The organism is Burkholderia sp. Bp9012, from assembly GCF_003853825.1.
Lineage (GTDB): Bacteria > Pseudomonadota > Gammaproteobacteria > Burkholderiales > Burkholderiaceae > Burkholderia > Burkholderia diffusa.
Genome location: NZ_QTQA01000020.1, coordinates 51,575 through 73,098, shown reverse-complemented (window position 1 = coordinate 73,098; position 21,524 = coordinate 51,575). Strand labels below are relative to the sequence as shown.

General features: G+C 66.1%; 20 protein-coding genes. 7 read left to right on the top strand and 13 right to left on the bottom strand.

The genetic code is table 11. The annotated features are described in order from the left end of the window. Positions 1-67: 67 nt before the first annotated feature. The 3 genes from DIE11_RS25255 to DIE11_RS25245 form a co-directional block, all read right to left on the bottom strand. Positions 68-823, bottom strand: coding sequence for an ABC transporter ATP-binding protein (locus DIE11_RS25255; RefSeq protein ID WP_124627896.1), 756 nt, complete (start codon positions 821-823; stop codon positions 68-70). Next, on the bottom strand, positions 820-1,599 hold the full coding sequence (locus DIE11_RS25250; RefSeq protein ID WP_021160426.1) for an ABC transporter ATP-binding protein: 780 nt from the start codon (positions 1,597-1,599) through the stop codon (positions 820-822). Before DIE11_RS25250 ends, DIE11_RS25255 begins: the two co-directional genes overlap by 4 nt. Positions 1,600-2,085: 486 nt before the next feature. Beyond that, positions 2,086-3,771, bottom strand: a complete 1,686-nt coding sequence (locus DIE11_RS25245) for a GMC family oxidoreductase (RefSeq protein WP_124627894.1) — start codon at positions 3,769-3,771, stop codon at positions 2,086-2,088. Between the two features lie 163 nt (positions 3,772-3,934). Between DIE11_RS25245 and DIE11_RS25240 the strand changes: the two genes are divergently transcribed. Continuing rightward, complete coding sequence (locus tag DIE11_RS25240; RefSeq protein WP_124627892.1) at positions 3,935-4,834, top strand: LysR family transcriptional regulator; 900 nt, start codon at positions 3,935-3,937, stop codon at positions 4,832-4,834. Positions 4,835-5,067: 233 nt separating this feature from the next. Continuing rightward, positions 5,068-5,601, top strand: coding sequence for a class IV adenylate cyclase (locus DIE11_RS25235; RefSeq protein ID WP_059531241.1), 534 nt, complete (start codon positions 5,068-5,070; stop codon positions 5,599-5,601). A gap of 54 nt (positions 5,602-5,655) precedes the next feature. On the opposite strand, the gene DIE11_RS25230 is transcribed toward DIE11_RS25235, so the two are convergent. After that, positions 5,656-6,141 carry an Lrp/AsnC family transcriptional regulator gene (locus DIE11_RS25230; RefSeq protein WP_006408082.1) on the bottom strand — a complete coding sequence of 162 codons (486 nt, stop codon included), beginning with the start codon at positions 6,139-6,141 and terminating at the stop codon, positions 5,656-5,658. Positions 6,142-6,247: 106 nt separating this feature from the next. Here DIE11_RS25230 and phhA point away from each other — a divergent pair, with 106 nt between their 5' ends. Beyond that, a complete protein-coding gene (phhA, locus tag DIE11_RS25225; protein WP_124627890.1) occupies positions 6,248-7,174 on the top strand; it encodes a phenylalanine 4-monooxygenase in 927 nt (308 codons plus the stop codon). A 134-nt stretch (positions 7,175-7,308) separates the two neighbouring features. Then, positions 7,309-7,617 carry a 4a-hydroxytetrahydrobiopterin dehydratase gene (locus DIE11_RS25220; RefSeq protein ID WP_059452552.1) on the top strand — a complete coding sequence of 103 codons (309 nt, stop codon included), beginning with the start codon at positions 7,309-7,311 and terminating at the stop codon, positions 7,615-7,617. Between the two features lie 92 nt (positions 7,618-7,709). On the opposite strand, the gene DIE11_RS25215 is transcribed toward DIE11_RS25220, so the two are convergent. Next, positions 7,710-7,940 carry a DUF3717 domain-containing protein gene (locus DIE11_RS25215; RefSeq protein ID WP_006756491.1) on the bottom strand — a complete coding sequence of 77 codons (231 nt, stop codon included), beginning with the start codon at positions 7,938-7,940 and terminating at the stop codon, positions 7,710-7,712. A gap of 123 nt (positions 7,941-8,063) precedes the next feature. Here DIE11_RS25215 and DIE11_RS25210 point away from each other — a divergent pair, with 123 nt between their 5' ends. Together DIE11_RS25210 and DIE11_RS25205 are read left to right on the top strand one after the other, a co-directional pair. Next, positions 8,064-8,756, top strand: a complete 693-nt coding sequence (locus DIE11_RS25210) for a response regulator transcription factor (protein WP_006401494.1) — start codon at positions 8,064-8,066, stop codon at positions 8,754-8,756. A gap of 116 nt (positions 8,757-8,872) precedes the next feature. Beyond that, positions 8,873-10,357, top strand: a complete 1,485-nt coding sequence (locus DIE11_RS25205) for a sensor histidine kinase (protein ID WP_124627888.1) — start codon at positions 8,873-8,875, stop codon at positions 10,355-10,357. An 80-nt stretch (positions 10,358-10,437) separates the two neighbouring features. Here DIE11_RS25205 and DIE11_RS25200 read toward each other — a convergent pair whose 3' ends face one another. The 7 genes from DIE11_RS25200 to mnmC all read right to left on the bottom strand — a co-directional run bounded on the left by DIE11_RS25200 (position 10,438) and on the right by mnmC (position 19,331). Beyond that, the gene (locus DIE11_RS25200) at positions 10,438-10,959 is read right to left on the bottom strand and encodes an SET domain-containing protein (protein ID WP_124627886.1); all 522 of its coding nucleotides are present in this window, start codon (positions 10,957-10,959) and stop codon (positions 10,438-10,440) included. Between the two features lie 188 nt (positions 10,960-11,147). Next, on the bottom strand, positions 11,148-12,260 hold the full coding sequence (locus DIE11_RS25195; protein WP_059602125.1) for an NADH:flavin oxidoreductase/NADH oxidase: 1,113 nt from the start codon (positions 12,258-12,260) through the stop codon (positions 11,148-11,150). Between the two features lie 205 nt (positions 12,261-12,465). Further along, positions 12,466-13,176 carry a glutamine amidotransferase gene (locus tag DIE11_RS25190; protein WP_124627978.1) on the bottom strand — a complete coding sequence of 237 codons (711 nt, stop codon included), beginning with the start codon at positions 13,174-13,176 and terminating at the stop codon, positions 12,466-12,468. A gap of 28 nt (positions 13,177-13,204) precedes the next feature. Beyond that, positions 13,205-13,843 (bottom strand): MarR family winged helix-turn-helix transcriptional regulator, encoded by a 639-nt coding sequence (locus tag DIE11_RS25185; protein ID WP_124627885.1) that lies wholly within the window; start codon positions 13,841-13,843, stop codon positions 13,205-13,207. A gap of 505 nt (positions 13,844-14,348) precedes the next feature. Continuing rightward, entirely contained in the window at positions 14,349-15,464 is a 1,116-nt protein-coding gene (locus DIE11_RS25180) for a YbdK family carboxylate-amine ligase (RefSeq protein WP_006490006.1), read from the bottom strand. 15 nt (positions 15,465-15,479) lie between these two features. Next, positions 15,480-16,694, bottom strand: coding sequence for a cation:proton antiporter (locus DIE11_RS25175; protein ID WP_059682635.1), 1,215 nt, complete (start codon positions 16,692-16,694; stop codon positions 15,480-15,482). A 675-nt stretch (positions 16,695-17,369) separates the two neighbouring features. Next, a complete protein-coding gene (mnmC, locus tag DIE11_RS25160) occupies positions 17,370-19,331 on the bottom strand; it encodes a bifunctional tRNA (5-methylaminomethyl-2-thiouridine)(34)-methyltransferase MnmD/FAD-dependent 5-carboxymethylaminomethyl-2-thiouridine(34) oxidoreductase MnmC (RefSeq protein ID WP_124627881.1) in 1,962 nt (653 codons plus the stop codon). Positions 19,332-19,720: 389 nt separating this feature from the next. On the opposite strand from mnmC, the gene DIE11_RS25155 reads away from it, so the two are divergent. Further along, positions 19,721-19,999: an HU family DNA-binding protein gene (locus tag DIE11_RS25155; RefSeq protein ID WP_006401505.1), complete on the top strand. Its 279-nt coding sequence runs from the start codon at positions 19,721-19,723 to the stop codon at positions 19,997-19,999. A gap of 144 nt (positions 20,000-20,143) precedes the next feature. On the opposite strand, the gene DIE11_RS25150 is transcribed toward DIE11_RS25155, so the two are convergent. Continuing rightward, complete coding sequence (locus DIE11_RS25150) at positions 20,144-21,457, bottom strand: GTP-binding protein (RefSeq protein ID WP_124627879.1); 1,314 nt, start codon at positions 21,455-21,457, stop codon at positions 20,144-20,146. Positions 21,458-21,524: the final 67 nt, after the last annotated feature.

The window sequence follows — 21,524 nt, the reverse complement described above, 5'->3', positions numbered from 1 at the left end:
CTGTTGTTCTGATGCGTTGTGGTTGTTCGAAGCCGCCACGGCTAGCGGCGAGAGAGACGGGGCGGCGTCACACCCCGAGCAGGTCGTGCAGGGTGGGCATCTTGCTTTCCAGTTCGGCCGCGCGGAAATGCTCGACGATGCTGCCGTGCTCCATCACGTAGAACCGGTCGGCAAGCGGTGCCGCGAAGCGGAAATTCTGTTCGACCATCACGATCGTGTAGCCGCGCGCCTTCAGCGCGACGATCATCCGCGCCAGCGCCTGCACGATCACCGGCGCGAGGCCTTCGGAAATCTCGTCGAGCAGCAGCAGGTTCGCGCCGGTGCGCAGGATCCGCGCGACCGCGAGCATCTGCTGCTCGCCGCCGGACAGCCGTGTGCCCTGGCTCTGCCGGCGCGACGCGAGGTTCGGGAACATCGTGTAGATCTCGTCGATCGACATCGCGTGGTCGCGCGGCCCGATCGGCGGCGGCAGCATCAGGTTCTCCTCGCACGACAGGCTCGAGAAGATCCCGCGCTCCTCCGGGCAGTAGCCGATGCCGAAATGCGCGATGCGGTGCGTCGCGAGGCCGATCGTCTCGTTGCCCGAAACCTTGATCGACCCGCTGCGGCGGCCCGTGAGGCCCATGATCGCGCGCAGCGTCGTCGTGCGGCCCGCGCCGTTACGGCCGAGCAGCGTGACGACTTCGCCGCGATGCACCGTCAGGTCGACGCCGTGCAATATGTGGGATTCCCCGTACCAGGCCTCCAGGCCCGTGATCTCCAGCGCGGGCGTACCGCTCTCGACGCCGCTCAATTCGCGTTCCTCCCGTTCGCTGTGCTTCATGCGTGCGCCCCCGCGAGCGCCGCGTCGGCGCTGCCCATGTAGGCCTCGATCACGAGCGGATTCTTCGACACTTCCGCATACGAGCCTTCGGCCAGCACCTCGCCGCGTTGCAGGACGGTGATCGTGTCGGAGATGCCCGCGATCACGTTCATGTTGTGCTCGACCATCAGGATCGTGCGGCCGCTCGCGACCTTCTTGATCAGCGCGGTCACGCGATCGACGTCCTCGTGTCCCATCCCCTGCGTGGGCTCGTCGAGCAGCATCAGTTCGGGTTCCATCGCGAGCGTGGTCGCGATCTCGAGCGCGCGCTTGCGGCCGTATGCGAGCTCGACGGTCGGCACCTGCGCGAAATCAGTGAGGCCGACCTGCGTGAGGAGGTCCATCGCGCGGTCGTCGAGCCGCTTCAGCGTGCGTTCGCTGCGCCAGAAATGGAATTCGGTGCCGAGCGCGCGCTGCAGGCCGATACGCACGTTCTGAAGCGCGGTCAGGTGCGGGAACACGGCCGAGATCTGGAACGAGCGGATGATGCCGCGCCGTGCAACCTGCGCGGGCCGCTCGTCGGTGATGTCGATGCCGTTGAAGACGATCTGGCCGGCCGTCGGTGTCAGGAACTTGGTGAGCAGGTTGAAGCAGGTGGTCTTGCCCGCGCCGTTCGGTCCGATCAACGCATGGATCGCACCGCGCCGCACACGCAGGTTGACACCGTTCACGGCGGTGAAGCCCCTGAATTCCTTCGTCAGTCCGCGTGTTTCGAGAATCGTGTCGCCGAGAATCATGTTCCCTTCCGTACGAAGTCAGGCGAAGCACCGGGAAGATTCGCGAGAAGCGTCCGCGAACAGGTCCGCGGATCAGCGGGCTGCCCCCCGGGCGCCGAATTACGCCTCGAGGGTGGTCTCCCGCGCCGACGCGTATGCACACTGCGCAACATTGTCGCGCCGTTGGTGCAGTGCAATCATCGGGATTTGCACTTATAGGGCTGGCCGCCATATGGCACGCGGCTGAGCGCGAATTTCGACGCGTTTTTTTTGACGCGCGCATCATCGAAGGTCGCTCAATCGCACGACGCGTGCCTGCTCGAACGCGTGCACGTTACGCCGCGCGTCATGTCGTCGCGCAACGAGAAGGCCGCGAGCAATGCGCGGCTTGCGGCGCAATCGCCGTGCGTGTCGTCGATCCGTTGCGATCCGCACGCCGGCTTGTTTCGCATAGCGAATCAGCGGGCACCCGCATGACGGCCCGCTGTCGTGCCTGTCAGCGTGGCGTCATGCAGCCGTCATCGTCGCTTCCGTTCGCACCTGCGTCGCGTCGTGCGCAGCACGTCGATCGGCGCGGATCATGTCGCTCGCGCGCTCGGCGATCATCAGCGTCGGCGAATTCGTGTTGCCCGACGTGATGAACGGCATCACCGATGCATCGACGATCCGCAGCCCGGCGATGCCGCGCACGCGCAGCCGGCTGTCGACGACGGCACGCTCGTCATCCGTGCGCCCCATCCGGCACGTACCAACGGGATGGAAGATCGTCGTACCGACCGCACCCGCCGCTTCGATCAGTTCGGCTTCGGTCTGGTACCGCTTGCCCGGCAGGATCTCTTCCGGCTGGTAGCGCGCGAGCGCCGGCGCGGACGCGATGCGCCGCGTGAGGCGTAGCGCATTCGCCGCGACATGACGATCGTGGTCGGTCGACAGATAGTTCGGTGCGATCGACGGCGCCGCGCCCGCATCGGGGCTCGCGATGTGCACGCTGCCGCGCGAGCTCGGCCGCAGATGGCAGACGGACGCCGTAAAGGCGTTGAAGCTGTGCAGCGGCTCGCCGAAACGCTCCAGCGACAGCGGTTGCACGTGGTATTCGAGATCGGGGCGCGTGAGCGCGGGATCGTCCGGATCAGACTTCGCGAACGCGCCGAGCTGCGACGGCGCCATCGACATCGGCCCGCGCTGCAGCAGTGCATATTCGGCGCCGATCATCAGCTTGCCCCACCAGTGCGCGGACAGCGTGTTCAGCGTGCGCACGCCTTCGACGCGAAATGCCATCCGCAACTGCAGGTGATCCTGCAGGTTCTCGCCGACACCCGGCAGATCCTGCACGACGTCGATGCCGAGCGCCTGCAGCCGCGCGCCCGCACCGATGCCCGACAATTCGAGCAGCTGCGGCGAATTCACCGCGCCGGAGGTGAGCAGCACTTCGTCGCGAGCACGCGCGACGTAGTCGGTGCCGCCGCCGCGATACTCGACGCCGACCGCGCGCCGTCCGTCGAAGATCACGCGCTGTGCATGCGCGCCGGTGATCACCGTCAGGTTCGGGCGCGTCATCGCAGGCCGCAGGAACGCCTTCGACGTATTCCAGCGCACACCGCGCTTCTGGTTCACCTCGAAATAGCCGACCCCGGCATTGTCGCCGCGGTTGAAATCGTCGGTCGCCGGGATGCCCGTCTGCTGCGCGGCCTGTGCGAACGATTCGAGGATCTCCCAGCGCAGCCGCTGCTTCTCGACACGCCAGTAGCCGCCTGCGCCGTGCGCATCGCTCGCGCCCGCGTGGTGATCCTCGCTGCGCTTGAAGATCGACAGCACGCTGTCCCACGACCAGCCGGCGTCGCCGGTTTCCTGCGCCCAGCTGTCGTAGTCCTCGCGCTGGCCGCGCATGTAGATCATCCCGTTGATCGACGAGCAGCCGCCGAGCACGCGGCCGCGCGGGTACGACAGCGCGCGGCCGTTGAGCGCCGCCTCGGGCTGCGTCTTGTACAGCCAGTCGGTGCGCGGATTGCCGATGCAATATAAATAGCCGACCGGGATGTGGATCCAGTGATAGTCGTCCTTGCCGCCGGCTTCGAGCAGCAGCACACGGATCTCGGGATCCTCGGTCAGGCGGTTCGCGAGCACGCAGCCCGCGGTGCCCGCGCCGACGATCACGTAATCGAATTCGCCCTCGAGCGTGCGTTGAGTACTCACGAGTGTCTCCATCAGTTGTTGTGCACCGCGCGTGCGATTCCGCGCGTCGCTTTCAGCATAGTGCGTCGCGGGCGATGCGGTCGATGAAGCGTACTCCGGCCGCCCGCCGCCGATCCAATGAGTTATGCTGAATCGCGTTATAAGCTGCGCTCATATCACGACGATGGATCTCACCCTGCTCCGTGCGTTCGCGACGGTCGCCCGCGAAGGCAACCTGACGCGCGCCGCCGTGCAGCTGCACCTGACGCAGCCGGCCGTCAGCCTGCAGATCAAGCATCTGCAGGAAACGCTCGGCGTCACACTGTTTACGCGCACGTCGCGCGGGCTTGCGCTCACGCGCGACGGCCAGACCCTGCTGCCGCACGCCGAGCGCGCACTGGCCGCGGCCGCCGACGTGCAGCGCGCCGCTGCTGCGCTGCGGCACGAGGTGCGCGGCCGGCTGCGGATCGGCACGATCCTCGATCCCGGCTTCCTGCGGCTCGGCGGCTTCCTGCGCGCGCTGGTCGAAACCCATCCGCAGATAGAAACCGCATTGCGGCACGGGATGTCCGGCTGGGTGCTCGAACAGGTGCGTGCGCAGGCGCTCGACGTCGGCTATTACATCGGCCGGCCCGACGAGGACGATCCGCGCGACGACACGCTGTTCCACACGATCACGCTCACACGTTTCCAGTACCGCGTGCTCGCGCCGGCCGGCTGGAAGGAGCGCGTGCAGCGCGCGCACGACTGGCGCGCGCTCGCTGCGCTGCCGTGGATCTGGACGCCGCCGGCGTCCGCCCATCACCGGCTGCTGTCGCGGCTGTTCGCGGCGGCCGGCGCTCAGCCGGTGAAGGTCGCCGAGGTCGACCAGGAGCAATCGATGCTCGATCTCGTGAAATCGGGGATCGGGTTGACGCTCGCGCGCGACTCGACCGCGCTGGCCGAAGCGCACGCGCATGCGCTGGCCATCGTCGAACACGTGACGGTGCCGACCGAGCTGACCTTCGTGACGCTCGCCGAGCGGCGCGCCGAACCGGCGATCGCGGCCGCGCTGCGGCTGATCGAGACCCAATGGGCGATATGAATGCCGCTGATGCCGATGCGGCCGGTCGTGCATCGGGCTCAGGACGCAGGCGTGCGACGCGCCGCGGGTGTCCAATCGACGCCCGCAGGTGAGGGGTGTTATCGCGAACGGGCTCGAATCGCGTGCCCCGCATCGCGTCGCCGCTTCCCGCTTGCGCGTCACGCCACCATCGCAGGCTTTTTGCTAGATTGTGCCTTCGCACACCGCGAGACCCCTGATTGAAGGAGACCCGCATGGCCCGCAACATCGAGATCAAAGCCCGCGCCCGCGAATTCGACCGGCTGCGCGAACAGGCGGCCAAGCTCGCCGCCGAAGCGCCGCTCTTCTACCGCCAGCAGGATTTCTTCTACGACGTGCCGCGCGGCCGGCTGAAGCTGCGCCGCTTCGAGGACGGCACGCCGGCCGAACTGATCTTCTACCAGCGTGACGACCGTGACGGGCCGAAGGCGTCGTACTACACGCGCAGCCCGGTGACGAACCCGGACGCGATGCACTCGCTGCTCGCGACCGCGCTCACCACGCGCGGAATCGTGACGAAGGAACGGCACGTGTACCTCGTCGGCCGCACGCGAATCCATCTCGACCGCGTCGACGGCCTCGGCGACTTCATCGAACTGGAAGTGGTGCTCGGTCCCGACGACGACGAAGCCGGCGGCGAAGCCGAGGCCCATGACGTGTTCGCGAAGCTCGGCGTGGCGCAGGAGGATCTCGTAGCGGTCGCGTACGTCGACCTGCTGAACGCCGACGCACGATCCGAAGCGGCCTGATCCGGCCCTGTCCGCGGCGGCGCCTCGCGCCCCGCCGCCGGCCCGGCCGCCGCGTCAGGCGGCGCCGGGCGCCAGGTGCGCGAGCGGCAGCGCGCCGTTGCGCTTGAAGGTCGTCAGCACGATGTTCGAGCGCACGCTGTCGACGCCCGGCACGCGCATCAGCTTCTTCATCACGAACTGGGACAGCGCGTTGAGATCCGGCGCGACGATCCGCAGCAGATAGTCGGCGTCGCCGACCACCGCATGACATTCGAGCACTTCGGGCAGCACGTCGATCTGTTGCTGGAACTGCTCGATGATCGAATCGCCGTGGTGCTTGAGCTTCAGGCTCGTGAACGCCGTGACGCCGAGCCCGAGCTTTTCGGGGCGCAGCATCACGCGGTAGCCTTCAATCACGCCGGCCGCCTCGAGCCGCTGCAGCCGCCGGCCGATCTGCGACGGCGACAGCGGCACCTCCTCGCCGAGCTGCTGGTGCGTCGCACGGCCGAAGCGCTGCAGCACGTCGAGAAGCGCGAGATCGAAGTGATCGAGTTCCAGCATGAGCGTTCTCCGCATTGGTTCCTGTTTTGGTGCGCGATTATCGCATCAACAGGCGAATTCACGCCATCTTTGCGCTCATTCCGCACGCGACTCGCTCTACACTTGCATGGTTCCCAACCACAGCGTGCAGAGCCTCACCATGTCCACCGTCGTCACCGCGAAACTGCAGGAGCAGTTCGACGCGGGCCTCGAAACCCGCGCCGATTTCACCATCGACCAGCCGCTCGAACGCTACGGCCAGGTCGACCACGCGGTGTGGCAGCAGCTCTATGCGCGCCAGTCGGCGCTGCTGCGCGGACGCGCATGCGGTGCGTTCATCGCAGGGCTCGGGAAGATCGACCTGCCGGCCGATCGCGTGCCGTCGTTCGCCGACGTGAATCGCCAGCTCAAGCCGGCCACCGGCTGGGAGATCGTCGCCGTGCCGGGCCTCGTGCCCGATCGCGTGTTCTTCGAGCACCTCGCGAACCGGCGGTTTCCGGTCACCTGGTGGATGCGCCGCCCCGATCAGCTCGACTACCTGCAGGAACCCGACTGCTTCCACGACCTGTTCGGCCACGTGCCGCTCCTGATCGAGCCGGTGTTCGCTGACTACATGCAGGCATACGGCCGCACCGCGCTCGCGGTCGCGGACGACGAAGCGGCGCTCGCGCGCCTGGCGCGCCTCTACTGGTATACGGTGGAGTTCGGGCTGATCCGCGACGCAAACGGCACGAACGGACTGTCGATTTACGGCGCCGGGATCGTGTCGAGCAAGGGCGAGAGCCTGTACAGCCTCGAAAGCGCGGCGCCGAACCGGCTCGGTTTCGACCTCGAGCGCGTGATGCGCACGCGCTACCGGATCGACACGTTCCAGAAGACCTACTTCGTGATCGATGATTTCGCGCAATTGTTCGCGCTGGCGGACGTCGATGGCCGTGCGCTGGCCGACCGGCTGGCCCCGCTGTCCGAGTTCCCGGCCGACGCGGTGGTCGACCGCGATCTCGTGCTGCATCGCGGCACGGGCGAAGGCTGGCCGGACGACGCCGACGCGTAAGGCCGCGGGCCGACGCCCGCCCCTCGATGTCTGTCCCCGGATGGCCATCCCGCAACTATGAAACAATGACCGGTATCGGCTTTACCGCGTGGCCTTTGCCCGCGTGCGGGCGCCGTTACCGAACGAGGTGCAACATGATTCACAAGCTCACATCAGAAGAACGCAAGACCCGACTCGAAGGCCTGCCTCACTGGACGGCCGTGCCGGGCCGCGACGCGATCCAGCGCAGCCTGCGCTTTGCCGATTTCAACGAGGCCTTCGGCTTCATGACGCGTGTCGCGATCAAGGCGCAGGAAATGAACCACCATCCGGAATGGTTCAACGTGTACAACCGCGTCGACGTGACGCTGTCGACCCACGACGCGGACGGCCTGACCGAACGCGACATCGCGCTCGCAACGTTCATCGACCAGGTGTGCGCACACACCGATCCGGCCGCCTGAGACCTTCCTCTACCGCCGCGCATCTTTCGACGCGCGGCGCGTCAACTTTTCATTTCGATGAACGTTTTCTAGGATGTACTCAGCGAAAGCCTTCAGCTTTCCAAGCCATCCTTAAGGCGCACGTAAGTCTCGTACGCTTTCCGCGCCTTGGGGTCCAAACCTTCCAGTTGCAGCGCGCCTTCGCGCTGTACAATCAGCAGCGCATACGGCTTGGAGAGCGCGCTGGCCTCTTCGCAGAGTTTGAGTTCGTCGCCGCTCGACGGCGAGCGGGCGCGCCAGAAATTGATCGCGGCTTCGAGGTCGTGAATCGAAATATCGGACATGATTGGATTTAATCGTTCGCTGGCCGCCATGCTTGATTGTCAGGCGATGCGTCGCCCCTGTGGAAACGGCGTCGTGCTGTCCGCGTGCCTGAACCGCCAACCCATTGTACTTGAGCGAACTTCATGCGACTCCTTCTGATCGAAGACGACCGCCCCATCGCACGCGGTATCCAGAGCAGCCTCGAGCAGGCTGGCTTCACCGTCGACATGGTGCATGACGGCATCTTTGCCGAACAGGCGCTGGCACAAAACCGCCACGAACTCGTGATCCTCGACCTCGGCCTGCCGGGCATCGACGGTATGACGCTGCTCACACGCTTTCGCCAGACCAATCGCCACACGCCGGTCATCGTGCTGACCGCGCGCGACGAATTGAACGACCGGATTCAGGGCCTGAACTCCGGCGCCGACGATTACATGCTCAAGCCGTTCGAGCCGGCCGAGCTCGAAGCGCGCATCCGCGCGGTGATGCGCCGCAGCGGCCCGCACAGCGACATGCCGCGTCCGGAAGTGTCGCTCGGCGGCGTCCGCCTGTCGGGCGTCGATCGCCGCATCTTCAACGACGACAAGCCGCTGGAACTGTCGCCGCGCGAATTCGCGGTGCTCGAAATGCTGCTGCTGCGTCACGGCCGTGTGGTCAGCAAGGCCCAGCTGCAGGATCACCTCACGCACTTCGGCGGCGATCTCGGCGACACCGCGATCGAAGTCTACGTGCACCGGGTGCGCAAGAAACTGGAGCAGTGCCGTGTCGAAATCGTCACGGTGCGCGGCTTCGGCTACCTGCTGCAGGAAATCCGCCAGACCGCGAGCGTCTGAGCGGCGCCGCACGCCGGCCGGCCGCGTGCCGCCGGCAAGCCGCCCTGCCCGCGTCGCCGTCCGACGCACGTCCGCGCCGCTCCCCGTGAGCGGCGCTTATCCATTTGCCTGTCGAAATGTCTTCTGATCCGGCTGTCACCACCAGCCTGCGCCGCTCGCTGCTTCGGCGCCTCGCCGCGCCGCTGTCGATGCTCGCGCTGATGAGCGGCCTGATCGCCTACTGGCTCGCGTGGCAATACACGCAGCACGTGATCGACCGCTCGCTCGCCGATCTCGCCACCGCCATCTCCAAACAGATCCAGATCGCCGGCCCCGACGCGCCGTTCACAGTGCCGCCGCTCGCGCAGGCGATGTTCTCCGATCCGGCGGAGGCGCTGATCTATCGGATCAGCGACGGCGAACAGGAACTCGCCGGCGACCCGAAGCTGCCGCTGCGCGGCATCAACGTGCGCCGCATGCATCACGCGTACGTGTTCGAGGCCGAGTACGACAATCGCGCGGTGCGCGTCGCGCAGGTGCGTGTCGACAATGTCGAGGGCGGCAAGCCGATGGTGGTCGAGGTCGCGCAGCCGGTGCGCCACCGTTACCGGATCGCGGCCGAATTCCTCGTCGCGATCATGATGCCGCTGCTGCTGTTGCTGCTCGCGGGCTGGGGCATCGTGTGGCGGGTCGTGAACCAGCAGCTCGGCCCGCTCACGCATCTCGCCGATTCGCTGAACCGGCAGACCCACACGTCGCTCGAGCCGGTCGACGAAACCGACGTGCCGCTCGAGATCCGGCCGCTGACGAGCGCGATGAACGCGCTGCTCGGCCGCCTGAAGACCGCGCTCGACGCGCAGCGCAAGTTCATCGCCGATGCCGCGCACCAGTTGCGCACGCCGCTCACGGCCGTGAAGCTGCATGCTGAACAGGCCGCCGTCGCGCGCGACCCGCAGCAGACCTACGCCGCCGTGCGCGAACTGCGCGCGGCCGCCGACCGCGCGGTGCGGCTGTCGAACCAGCTGCTGTCGCTCGCGCGTGCGGAGCCGGGCGAACAGGCCGCGCGTTTCGTCGACGTCGACCTGGCCGCGATGGCGTTCGAGACGGGTGCCGAGTGGGTGCCGCGCGCGCTCGCCTCGCATGTCGATCTCGGCTTCCAGCGCAGCGACGATCCCGGCGAAGACGAAACGCTGAACGTGCGCGGCAACCCCGTGCTGCTGCGCGAAGTGATCGCGAACCTGCTCGACAATGCGCTGAAATACGTGCCGCTCGCACGGCCGGCGGGCGCGCGGATCACGGTGAACGTCGCACGCGGCGCGCTCCAGGACGGCCAGCCAGCCGCCGAGATCGTCGTCGAGGACAACGGCCCGGGCGTGCCGGCCGGCCAGCAGGCCGACCTGTTCAAGCGCTTCTTCCGCGGCGATGCGCAGAGCGGCAACGGCGTCGAGACGGGCGCCGGGCTCGGCCTCGCGATCGTGCACGACATCATCGCGATGCACGGCGGCACGGTGTCGTACGAGGATGCAGCGGAAGGCGGCTCGCGTTTCGTGGTGCGGGTGCCGCTCGCCAAGCGCACCGCGAAGCCGGCGAGCGAGACGCCGGCCGCCACGCCGACGCACTGAGGCGCGTGCTGGCCCCCGTATCGGGCAGGACGGACGGCCGCGCGGCGGCCATCCTGGTGAAGGTGAAACGGCCGCGCCGGTCACTTCTTCTTTTTCTTGTCCTTCGCGACGGACTCTGACTTCCTGTCCTTCTTCTTTTTCTTCTTGCCATCGTCGTCCGGCGTAGCGAGCAGCGTGCCGCGACACGCGGCCGCGCCGCAATGGCACGCGTATTCGCGCTTGAGCTTCTTCGTCAGCTTCTCGTCGATCACGAGGCCGTAGTCGTAGAACAGCTCTTCTTCTGGCCCGATATCGCGCAGCGCATGGATGAACACGCGGCCCTCGATCTCCTCGGCCTCGCAGTTCGGCGCGCACGAATGGTTGATCCAGCGCGCGCTGTTGCCGTCGATCTTGCCGTCGATCACGCCGCCCTCTTCCAGTGCGAAGTAGAACGTATGGTTCGGCTCGTTCGGGTCGTGCGGATGGCGGCGCAGCGCTTCCTTCCACGAAATTCGCTCGCCCTTGTATTCCACTACGCGTTCGCCGGCCTTGATCGGCGCCACCGCGAACACGCCCTTGCCGTGTACTCCCGAGCGGCGCACCGCGATCCTGCGTGAACTCATCGAACGAATCCTTTGAAGACGACTTGAATGGAAGACGGCCGCGCTTTCGATTTGCGCGGCCTTGCGTCGCGCGAAACGAAAACGCGGCACCGGTTGGTGCCGCGTCGGGGCATGCGGCGAATCACCCGCATCCTACACGTTCACGATTGCTTCGTTCAACATCGCGCGCAATATCGCACGCATGCCGCTCAGCGCTGGCCGAATGCGATGTCGCCGAACAACGCCTTGTGCTCGCGGGGCTGCGAACGCCAGTACTGCGGCGGCGCCGACACCTGTGCGCCGAGCTCGGCGGCCGCATGCCACGGCCAGCGCGGGTCGTACAGCATCGCGCGCGCCATCGCGACGAAATCGGCGTCGCCGGCCTCGATCAGCTGGTTCGCATGCGCGGGCTCGTTGATGAGGCCGACCGCGATCGTCGGCATCCCGACCGCGCGCTTCACGGCCTTCGCGAACGGCACCTGGTAGCCGGGCGACAGCGGGATCTTCTGCAGCGGCGACACGCCGCCGGACGACACGTCGATCCAGTCGCAGCCGCGCTCCTTCAGTTCGTGCGCGAACGCGATCGTATCCTCGAGTTCCCAGCCGCCCTCGACCCAGTCGGTCGCCGACACGCGCACGCCCACCGGCCGGTCCGCCGGAAATGCCGCGCGCACGATGTCGAAGATCTCGAGCGGAAAGCGCATCCGGTTTTCTCGCGAGCCGCCGTATTCGTCGGTGCGCTGGTTCGAAAGCGGCGACAGGAACTGATGCAGCAGATAGCCGTGCGCCGCATGCACCTCGATCGCATCGATGCCGAGGCGCGCGGCGCGCTTCGCTGCAGCAGCGAACGCTTCGCGGATCCGGTTCAGGCCGGCCGCGTCGAGCGCGAGCGGCGGCGTCTCGCCGTCCTTGTGCGGTAACGCCGACGGCGCATGCGGCAGCCAGCCGCCATCGGCGACGGACACGAGCTGGCCGCCCTTCCACGGCACCTCGCTCGACGCCTTGCGCCCGGCATGCGAGAGCTGCATCGCGACACGGACCGGCGAATGCTTGCGGATCGCCGCCAGCACCGGCTTGAGCGCCGCTTCGGTCACGTCGTCCCACAGGCCGAGGTCGCCGGCCGTGATGCGCCCGTCGGGTTCGACGGCGGTCGCTTCGATGCAGAGCAAGCCCGCACCGGACAGCGCGAGATGGCCGAGGTGAATCATGTGCCAGTCGGTCGCCTCGCCGCGCTCGGCCGAGTACTGGCACATCGGGGAGATCACGATCCGGTTCGGAAGGGTCACGCCGCGCAGCGTGAACGGAGAAAACAACGCAGTCATGGATGCCGCTCGCCAGGAAAGGGAAACAGCGGACCAGCGTAGCATGCGGGCTCGAAGCCTGCTCGTAGCCGGCTCGGCAGTAAGCGGATGGTCAGGCAGGGGGCCGGCGTGCAGCCGGCCGCGAGGCAGCGCGCACGCGGCGTGCGGCGGTGCGCCGACCCGCAATGCCCGCGGGCCGGTCACGCGCGATGCCGCTCGCCCGGGATCAAAGCCCGACGCTGTCGAGCCACTCGCCGAACATGCGTCGTGCGGCCGTCTCCAGCGCAGGACCGTGCTGAACGGTGTCGGCGCGCAACTGGCGCGCGTCGATGCCGGGCGTCGACGCGATTTCGCCGGCATTGCCGATCAGCCAGGGTTCGAAGCGGTCGGCGCGGATTTCAGGATGACATTGCAGCGCCAGCACGTGCTGCCCCCACGCGAAAGCCTGATGGCGGCACGCCGGTGTCGATGCAAGATGGATCGCGCCGCCCGGCAGGTCGAACGTATCGCCGTGCCAGTGCAGCATCGAGGTCGCCGCGCCGTCGAGGTGGCGCAGCGGCGACGCGCGGCCCGCGTCGGTGAGCGTCAGCGGCGCCCAGCCAAGTTCCTTCTGCGCAGCCGGATAGACGCGCGCACCGAGCGCGCGGGCGATGAACTGCGCCCCGAGGCAGATGCCGAGGATCGGCAGTCCGGCATCGATGCGCTGGCGCACGAGTGCCGCGAGCGGCGCGATCGACGGATACTGCGCATCCTCGTACACGCTGAGTGGCCCGCCGAGCATCACGATCAACGCAGGCTTGAGCGCGTCAAGCGCCTCGACGCGCGACGATCCGACGTCGACGTATCGCACCCGCCGCCCGCGCTCTCCGAGCACCTGCTCGAAGCTGCCGAGGTCCTCGAAATGCACGTGGCGGATCGCCACCACTTCAGCGTTCATCATCGGCCTCCCGGTCGATCGACGGACGTCAGCCGGCGAACAACTTCCAGGTCTTCTTTTGCGTCGCCGCGTCGGCTTCTTCGTGCACCGAACAGTCGAGACGCAGATCGCTGTCGGCCATCGACAGATCGAGCGCCGCGCAGTGATGCACGGTCTTCTTCGACTGCTTGCCCGGCTGGAAATGCGCGCACGTCAGGCACATGCGCTGCGGCGGCGTCGCACCGGCCACCTGCAGCTCGCGCAGCGTCTTCAGCAGCGCGCGGTACAGCGTGCTCTGCTCGTCCGCGCCGAGCTTGCCGACTGCTTTCGTCAGGAATTCAGGCCATTGCAGCGCCTTCTTCGCCGCGGTGCGGCCGCGGGCCGACAGGCGCACGGCGAGCGCACGGCCGTCGTCCAGTGCGCGACGCTTCTCGACGAGCCCCTTCGTCTCGAGCGTGCTGACCGCATCGCTGGTGGTCGCAGCCGTGAGTTGCGTCTCGCGGGCGATCTCGCCGAGCCGCATCGGGCCCTTGCGTTGCAGCAGCAGCACGAGGATCTCGCCCTGCGTCGGCGTGAGGCCTGCACCTTCCGCCCAATCCCATGCCTGGCTTCGCATGGCCGTACTCAACCGCAGCAAGCTGTGGGTCACACGTCCCGAAGCCTGATTCCCGTAAACGCCTTCGCTCATAGTCTTTTCGCTTTGCCGCCGCCCGGATCGCCGAGCAGCCGTAGTGTGGAGATCGAATGTCTATCTCAAAACAGACGCTCGTTGAAGAGCGTCGACACGGCCGTCGCGAGGCACACGCGGCGGTCGCGTTCGCGGCGACCGGTGAGACACGGGTCGTTCCGGTGTCCGCAAAGCCGACATTCTAAGCGAGAGCGGAAAATCGCACAGCTAAGTTATCCCCTTCAATCTGTGGAAAATCGCTGGATAACCGGATTTTTTCGTTGTGCCGGCAATCTCTGCCGACCCCACAACCGAACGCGCAAACATTTTCCTGTTGGAATCGGCCATCGTGCCGATGGTACCGATCCACCGGGTTATCCATCCCGCAGAGCATTGACTTTGAAGCGGAATATCAGGTTATCCACAGATTTTCAGGACGACTGGCGACGCGCTGCGCACGAATCGGCGTCGAACGGCGTTCAGCGAATCGGCGCGCGGTCGAGCCTGTAATCTGCAAAACATTTTTTCATTCACGCCAGCGCAGGCATTGCTGACGGACCGTCTCGTTCAGCGATTTTTCCTGTTTGAAAACGGTTCTCAACCACGATGCGTCATTCACCCGCGCCTTCGCGAGCGCGCCGATCTCGTCGAGCGCCGCGCGCGAGCCGAGCGCGGCCGCATGCGGCGCGATCCGGTCGAGCGTGTCGAGGATGTCTTCCGCGATCGTGCGGCGCTCACCTGTCTGAGGATTGACGCAGGTGCCCTCGAGCCCGAAGCGGCACGCTTCGAAACGGTTGAATGTGTAGACGAGATAGTCGTCCTCCGACAGCTTCAGCGGCCGGTCGGTCAGCAGGTAGCGCGCGAGCGTCTGGATGTAGCAGGCAATCGCGGCCGCGCGATCGACCGACAGCGGCGTGTCCATCACGCGCACTTCGATCGTCCCGTAGCCGGGCTTCGGCCGGATGTCCCAGTAAAAGTCCTTCATCGAGTTGACGACGCCCGTGTTGACCATCTTCGTGAAGTACTCCTCGAAGCTGTCCCAGGTCAGCACGAACGGCGCGCGGCCCGACAGCGGGAACGCGAACACCGAATTCAGGCGCGCCGAATGGAAGCCGGTATCGACGTTCTGCACGAACGGCGACGACGCGGACAGCGCGATGAAGTGCGGAATGAAGCGCGACATCGAGTGCAGCAGGAACAGCGCGCTGTCCGGATCGGGGCAGCCGATGTGCACGTGCTGGCCGAACACGGTGAACTGCTTCGCGAGATAGCCGTACAGCTCGGAGATGTACTGGAAGCGCGGCGCGTCGTAGATCTGCCGGTCGCTCCACTGCTGGAACGCGTGCGTGCCGCCGCCGGCGAGCCCGACGTTGAGCTGGTCGGCCGCCTTCACGAGCACGTCGCGGATCGCGTGCAGCTCGCTGACCGCCTGTTCGTGCGAATGGCAGATGCCGGTCGACAGCTCGATCATGCTCTCGGTAATTTCGGGCGTGATGTTGCCGGGGAAGGTCTCGCCCTGGATCAGGCGCATCAGGTCGGATGCCGCCTTGGTCAGGTCGTAGTTGTGCGTGTTGACGACCTGGATCTCCAGTTCGACGCCGAACGTGAACGGTTCGGAATTGACGAAAGTTTCGAGTGCCATGGCAGGTTCCGGAAATCAGTTGCCGTCGCTGCGTTCGCTGACCGCCGACAGGCAGCGGTAGACGACGAACGGGCTGACGAGCTGCAGGATCACGATCGTGCACATCACGATCGCACGCAGGTGCGGGTCGAAATTCGGATAGAGCTGGTAGGTGTCGTCGACGAGCAGGTACGACAGCGCGGACATCGGTGTGAGCGCGATGCCGAGCGCGATGCCTTGCTTCATCCCGATGCCGCTCGGCTTCGCGAACGCGACGACGCCGGCCAGCTTCGCAACGAGCCGCGTGACGATCAGCACGATCGCGAGCAGCCCGCCGAGTGCGATGTCGCCCCACGTGAACGACGTGAGCGTCAGCACGAACAGGACCACCGTCAGCAGCCAGCCGGCCGTGCCGAAATGCTCGGGCCACAGCTGCGGCCGCGCTTCGAGGTTCTTCACGATGATGCCGGCGAGCAGCAGCGTGAGCAGCGTCGACAGCTTCAGCGCCTGCGCCACCGCGATCGCGAGCATCACGAGCCCGAACAGCGCGACGAACGAATGCTCGTCGCGCATCGTCGAGGTCATGTGGCGGAACAGGTAATTGCATGCACGCGCGACCAAGTACGCGACGATGAACGAACCGGCGATCAGGTAGACGGGTTGCAGGATCGTCGCGAAAACGTTCCCGTACGCCTCCTGGTGGAGCCAGCTCGTGACGAGCTTGGTCAGCACGATCGCGTACACGCTGTTCAGCGCGGTCAGCGTGATGAGGCGCTGCGACACCTGCCCTTCCGCGCGCAGTTCGGTCTTGAGCTGGATCACCATCGACGGCGACGTCGCGATCGCGATCGCCGACAGCACGAGCGCGACCATGCCCGACACGCCGAGTGCGAGCATCACGAACAGCACGAGTACGAATGTCAGCGTCGCCTCGGCAAGGCTCGACGCAATGAGCCACGGATTGCGGCGAATCCATTTCAGGTCGAGACGGCTGCCGAGCTCGAACAGAAGCAGCCCGAGCGCGACGTCGATCAGCAGCCGGGAGGTTTCGTCGGTGCTCGCGTCGATCACGCCGAATCCGAACGAACCGGCGACGAGGCCGATCACCGCATAGCCGGTGATGCGCGGCAACCGCCATGCGCGGTAGCACAGCTCGCCGCACAGACCGGCCGCGAACAACGCGAGCCCGGCCCAGAACACGGCATCCGGTGCAAGCGGCCAGTTGGGCAGGAATGAAAACGCCGACTTCATCGTGGTGACTTCTCCTTTGGAAGCAATCGCCAGCGGCGCGGGGTCAAGCGTCAGAAATGAGATGCACGCCGGCTGGGTATCGCCCCGAATGTGATTGTTGTGGTCGACGACGGCGGGACATGGGATCCGCCTTTTTCCGCCGTCCGGCGGAACTGTCGTTCAGGCTGCCGATCTGGATTGTCGGCCTGATGTGTGAACGGACTGCGCAGTCTCGAAGATTCAGATTCGAAATCGAGCAGACCGTTCCATTGAAGCACGTTCGGCGCCTGGCCGAACGAACGCGAAGGAAACCGATTGTGCCACAGCTTTTTCGCTCCGGAGCCGATCGAATCGACTCGCGGCCCTGTGAGGCACCACAGGTCTTTGGTTTCAATGGTTTACTTGTATATATACGTAGTAGAAGTTAACAAGGCTTGCACAGTTCTGTGGATAACTTCGGTTTACGCAACAAGATCAAAGCGTTGGCACAGCCATAACCCGTTGCACAGGCTGTTTGCTCACAGAGGTTTGAGTTGAGCAACTTTTGGGCCGCTCGACGGCTGTGCCGAGTTGCCCAGTTTACGTCCACTGTGATTACACACGAACCGCGCGTGGATTCCGCGCGGTTATCCACAGCATCGAGTGGATAACCTTGCGCGAAAAAATCGAAGCACTGTGAGGATTCGGCTGACGAGATCAGCCGATCTGGCGGCCGCGCAGCGCGCGGATCAGGAACCGGGCCGGGTCGACGGCATCGGCGAGCTCACGCTCGAGCGGCAGCGGCTCGCCTTCGAGTTGCGACGCGATCAGCTCGGCGCCGAGCGACGCCCACACCAGGCCGCGGGAGCCGTAGCCGAATGCGCCATAGAGGCCCGCGGTGCGAGGCAGGTCGCGCGCCTTCGCACCGCTCAGTGCGCGTGCGTTCGCGACGGTCTGCGCTTCGTCCGCAAGCGGGCCGATCACTGGCACACGGTCGGCGACGACCCAGCGAAACGCGACGCGCCCGCGCAGCGTCCCGACGTCCGGCAGCTCGCCGATCAGGCCGGGCAGCAGATGCCGCACGCGCTCGATATTTTCGATATGTCCGGCGGGGCGCATCGCTGGATCGAGGTCGTCGGGTTCGAACGTTGCACCGATCAGCAGCGTGCCGTCGTCGAGCGGCACCGCATAGCCGTCGCCGATCGCCGGGCACGGCAGCGGCGCCGTGCTGCCGGGCGGCAGCAGCGTCAACTGGCCGCGCACCGGCTGCAACGAGACATGCCGCAGGCCGGCGAGACGCACGGCATCGCCCGCGTTCGCAAGCACGACGACCGGCGCTTCAGCGAGCGTTGTGCCTGCCGCGTCGACAGCGCGCCACGTGTCGCCATCACGCTCGAGTCGATCGACTTCGGTGCCGGCCAGCAGTTTCACGCGCTCACCGGCCGCCGCGACTTGCGCGGCGCAGAGCCCTGCCGGCCATACGGCGCCGCCGTGCGGAAACAGCAGGCCACCATGTGCGACGGGCAGGTTCAGATGCGCGCGTGCGGCGTCGGTGTCGAGCAGCGACACATAATCGGACGGTGCGCCGAGCGCGTCGAACGCATCGCGCATCCGCACGAAATCGTCGGCCGATTCCGCGAGGTGAATCATCCCGCGCGTGCTGCGCGCGAACGCATGGCCTGCCTGCTCGAGCGCGCGCCAGCGTGCGAGCGCATGCAGGAAACCGCTGCGTGTGAGGCGGCTCGCGACGTTGTCGTCGCGCGTCATCAGTGGATGAAATACACCGGCCGGATTGCCCGATGCGTCGCTCGCGATCCGCGCGTGCCGCTCGATCAGCGTGACGTTCCAGCCGCGTGCGGCGAGCCGTTCGACGATCGCGCAGCCAGCCAGGCCCGCACCGATCACGATCGCATCGCGCGCGGCAACCGGCAATGCGCGTGGCGGTTCGTGCCGGCGCATCCGCCAGCGCGGTGCATATTCGCCCGCGAGCATCGCATGCTTGCCGGCCAACCCGGTGATCTCGCGGTACGTGAAACCCGCTTCGAGGAGCGCCTTTTTCACCACGCCCGCGCTCGAATACGTCGCAAAGGTCGCATTGTCGGCGGCGACGCGCGCGAGTGCGCGGAACACATCGACCGACCAGAGATCGGGATTTTTCGCGGGCGCTACGCCGTCCAGATAGAACGCATCGGCGCGTGCGACCAGTTTCGGCAGCATCTCGCGCGCGTCGCCCAGCGCGAGCGTGAGCACGACCCGGCCGGCGTCGAATTCGAGGCGATGAAAACCTGGAACGAGCATCGGCCACGCATCGGCGAGCATCCCCGCTTCTGTCGAGATGGTTGTGTTCACAACGATATGGGAGAGTGCCTGGCGCAGGTCGTCGCGCGAAAACGGATGTTTCTCGAACGACACGAAATGCAGCCGCTCGCAGCGCGCGGGATCGTCGCGCCAGGCGGCCCAGGTCGCGAGGAAGTTGGCGCCCGCGCCGAATCCCGTTTCGACGATGGTGAACGTGCGACGGCCTTGCCAGCGCGCGGGCAGCGCGTTGCCCGCGATGAACGTGTGGCTCGCCTGCGCGAGCGCGCCCGCGACATTGTGATAGATGTCGCCGTACTCGGGCGAGACGAGGATGCCGTCGTCGCGAAACGCGAGCGTGGCGGGAACGAGTCGGTCGGGCATGCGAAACAAAAAACGTGGCAGCCAAGCCTGGCAAGGGATTGCGCGGAGGCGTCCGGCGGGCCGTTGGCAAAAACCAACGGCGTTGCGCGACGGCGGACCCGGCTGCGTACCCTGTCCGGTTGGCGCAGGTCAAAAAACGGGCAATCGACGATTCATTCGGCGAAATACCGATGAAAATCTTTGAAACCCTTGTCGTTATTGGGTTTGCGCTGCGCTATCATAGCAACGCCGTACCGCGGGGTGGCCGCCGGCAAGCCGGACGGCACGTCGCGCGGGCCAGGATTCGGCGCTGTGCCGTCGGAGTCTGACTCTCGACGGCACGGTTCGCGCACGTATAATCGGCGCGTTCGCGCTGTTCGTGTCAAACCTAACCTGAAAAAGGAACCTTAATGAACAAACAGGAACTGATCGACGCCGTCGCCGCCCAAACGGGCGCCAGCAAGGCTCAAACCGGCGAAACGCTGGACACGCTGCTCGAAGTCATCAAGAAGGCCGTGTCGAAGGGTGATGCGGTTCAGCTGATCGGCTTCGGCAGCTTCGGTTCGGGCAAGCGCGCAGCACGTACGGGCCGCAACCCGAAGACGGGCGAAACCATCAAGATCCCGGCAGCCAAGACGGTCAAGTTCACGGCTGGCAAGGCGTTCAAGGACGCCGTCAACAAGCGTTAATTCAGCGCCTGTTCCAGGAAAAAAACCCGCCGGAAGGCGGGTTTTTTGTTGGGGGCGCGCGGCATTTTTGCCACAGTTCGCGTCACTCTTGCAAGATTTAACGGTTACTTTTCACTGACCGTCTTCGCCGAGTTTTACCGCGTATTACGCGTGCACGATCTGCGTGTCGCCGGGATCTTCGTCGTCATGCGCATCGACATCCCACACCGGAAACGGATCGTCGAACGCAGTCCATTGCGCCGCGCCGAGCGCGAATTCCGCATCGGTGAGCAGGCACGTGTCGAGTTTCGCGCGCCATGCGTCGGCATCGAGGCCGATGCCGATCAGCACGAGTTCCTGACGGCGATCGCCGACCGAGCGGTCGTCGAGGTCGCCCTGCCACTCCGTGCGAATTTCGGCGAGCAACTCGTCGTCGTCCGGCCATTCCGCGCGATCCTGCGCGGCCCACCAGAGACCTGCCGGGCCATGCCGGCACACACCGCCCGCCTGCGACAGCGAACCGGCGATGTCGTTGCGCGTCGCGAGCCAGAAGAAGCCCTTGCTGCGCAGCACGCCCGGCCACTCCTGATGCAGCAGCGCCCAGAGTCGCGCCGGATGAAACGGCCGGCGCGCGCGGTAAACAAAGTTGCCGATGCCGAATTCGTCGGCTTCGCCATGCACGTGCGCGTGATGCGGATCGTGGCACTCGGGATCGTCGCAAGGCGTGTGATCGTGATCGAGCGACGCGAGCCAGCCCGGCGCGTTCGCGGCTTCGTCGAAATCGAAGCGGCCGGTGTTCAGCACTTCGTCGAGCGGCACGTTGCCGAACGTCGACACGACCTGATGCGCGCGCGGGTTGAGCCGCGCAAGGATGTGCTGCAGGCGCGCGAGTTCGTCCGCGCCGACGAGGTCGGCCTTGTTGATCACCAGCACGTCGCAGAATTCGATCTGCTCGATCAGCAGCTCGACGAGCGTGCGATCGTCTTCGTCCGATGCGGCGATGCCGCGCGTCGCGAGCGCGTCGTCGGAACCGTAGTCGCGCAGGAAATTGTAGGCGTCGACCACGGTGACGAGCGTGTCGAGGCGCGCGACGCTCGACAGCGACGCGCCGTCGTCGTCGACGAACGTGAAGGTTTCGGCGATCGGCATCGGCTCCGCGATGCCGGTCGATTCGATCACGATCGCATCGAAGCGGCCGTCCGCCGCGAGATTGCGGATCTCGACGAGCAGGTCGTCGCGCAGCGTGCAGCAGATGCAGCCGTTCGACATCTCGACGAGGCGTTCCTCGACGTGCGACAGCGCCTGCGCATCGCGCACGAGCGACGCGTCGATGTTGACCGCAGCGAGATCGTTGACGATCACGGCAACTTTCAGGCCCGCGCGGTTCGCGAGGATGTGATTGAGCAGCGTGGTCTTGCCGGCGCCGAGAAAACCGGACAGCACGGTGACGGGCAACGGCTGGTTCATTGCCGGATTCATAACGATTTGCACCAACGGAAAAGAGGGAAAAGCGGCCGCGGCGCCCTGGCGGGGCGCGATCGGCCCG

Bases quoted from the DNA above. Each gene is read 5' to 3' on its own strand.
- DIE11_RS25190 (WP_124627978.1), bottom strand. From the start codon at position 13,176: ATGAACGCTGAAGTGGTGGCGATCCGCCACGTGCATTTCGAGGACCTC.
- DIE11_RS25155 (WP_006401505.1), top strand. From the start codon at position 19,721: ATGAACAAACAGGAACTGATCGACGCCGTCGCCGCCCAAACGGGCGCC.
- DIE11_RS25235 (WP_059531241.1), top strand. From the start codon at position 5,068: ATGGCCCGCAACATCGAGATCAAAGCCCGCGCCCGCGAATTCGACCGG.
- DIE11_RS25180 (WP_006490006.1), bottom strand. From the start codon at position 15,464: ATGGCACTCGAAACTTTCGTCAATTCCGAACCGTTCACGTTCGGCGTC.
- DIE11_RS25250 (WP_021160426.1), bottom strand. From the start codon at position 1,599: ATGATTCTCGGCGACACGATTCTCGAAACACGCGGACTGACGAAGGAA.
- DIE11_RS25240 (WP_124627892.1), top strand. From the start codon at position 3,935: ATGGATCTCACCCTGCTCCGTGCGTTCGCGACGGTCGCCCGCGAAGGC.
- DIE11_RS25230 (WP_006408082.1), bottom strand. From the start codon at position 6,141: ATGCTGGAACTCGATCACTTCGATCTCGCGCTTCTCGACGTGCTGCAG.
- DIE11_RS25215 (WP_006756491.1), bottom strand. From the start codon at position 7,940: ATGTCCGATATTTCGATTCACGACCTCGAAGCCGCGATCAATTTCTGG.
- DIE11_RS25185 (WP_124627885.1), bottom strand. From the start codon at position 13,843: ATGAGCGAAGGCGTTTACGGGAATCAGGCTTCGGGACGTGTGACCCAC.
- phhA (WP_124627890.1), top strand. From the start codon at position 6,248: ATGGTTCCCAACCACAGCGTGCAGAGCCTCACCATGTCCACCGTCGTC.
- DIE11_RS25205 (WP_124627888.1), top strand. From the start codon at position 8,873: ATGTCTTCTGATCCGGCTGTCACCACCAGCCTGCGCCGCTCGCTGCTT.
- DIE11_RS25200 (WP_124627886.1), bottom strand. From the start codon at position 10,959: ATGAGTTCACGCAGGATCGCGGTGCGCCGCTCGGGAGTACACGGCAAG.
- DIE11_RS25220 (WP_059452552.1), top strand. From the start codon at position 7,309: ATGATTCACAAGCTCACATCAGAAGAACGCAAGACCCGACTCGAAGGC.
- DIE11_RS25175 (WP_059682635.1), bottom strand. From the start codon at position 16,694: ATGAAGTCGGCGTTTTCATTCCTGCCCAACTGGCCGCTTGCACCGGAT.
- DIE11_RS25195 (WP_059602125.1), bottom strand. From the start codon at position 12,260: ATGACTGCGTTGTTTTCTCCGTTCACGCTGCGCGGCGTGACCCTTCCG.
- DIE11_RS25255 (WP_124627896.1), bottom strand. From the start codon at position 823: ATGAAGCACAGCGAACGGGAGGAACGCGAATTGAGCGGCGTCGAGAGC.
- mnmC (WP_124627881.1), bottom strand. From the start codon at position 19,331: ATGCCCGACCGACTCGTTCCCGCCACGCTCGCGTTTCGCGACGACGGC.
- DIE11_RS25150 (WP_124627879.1), bottom strand. From the start codon at position 21,457: ATGAATCCGGCAATGAACCAGCCGTTGCCCGTCACCGTGCTGTCCGGT.
- DIE11_RS25210 (WP_006401494.1), top strand. From the start codon at position 8,064: ATGCGACTCCTTCTGATCGAAGACGACCGCCCCATCGCACGCGGTATC.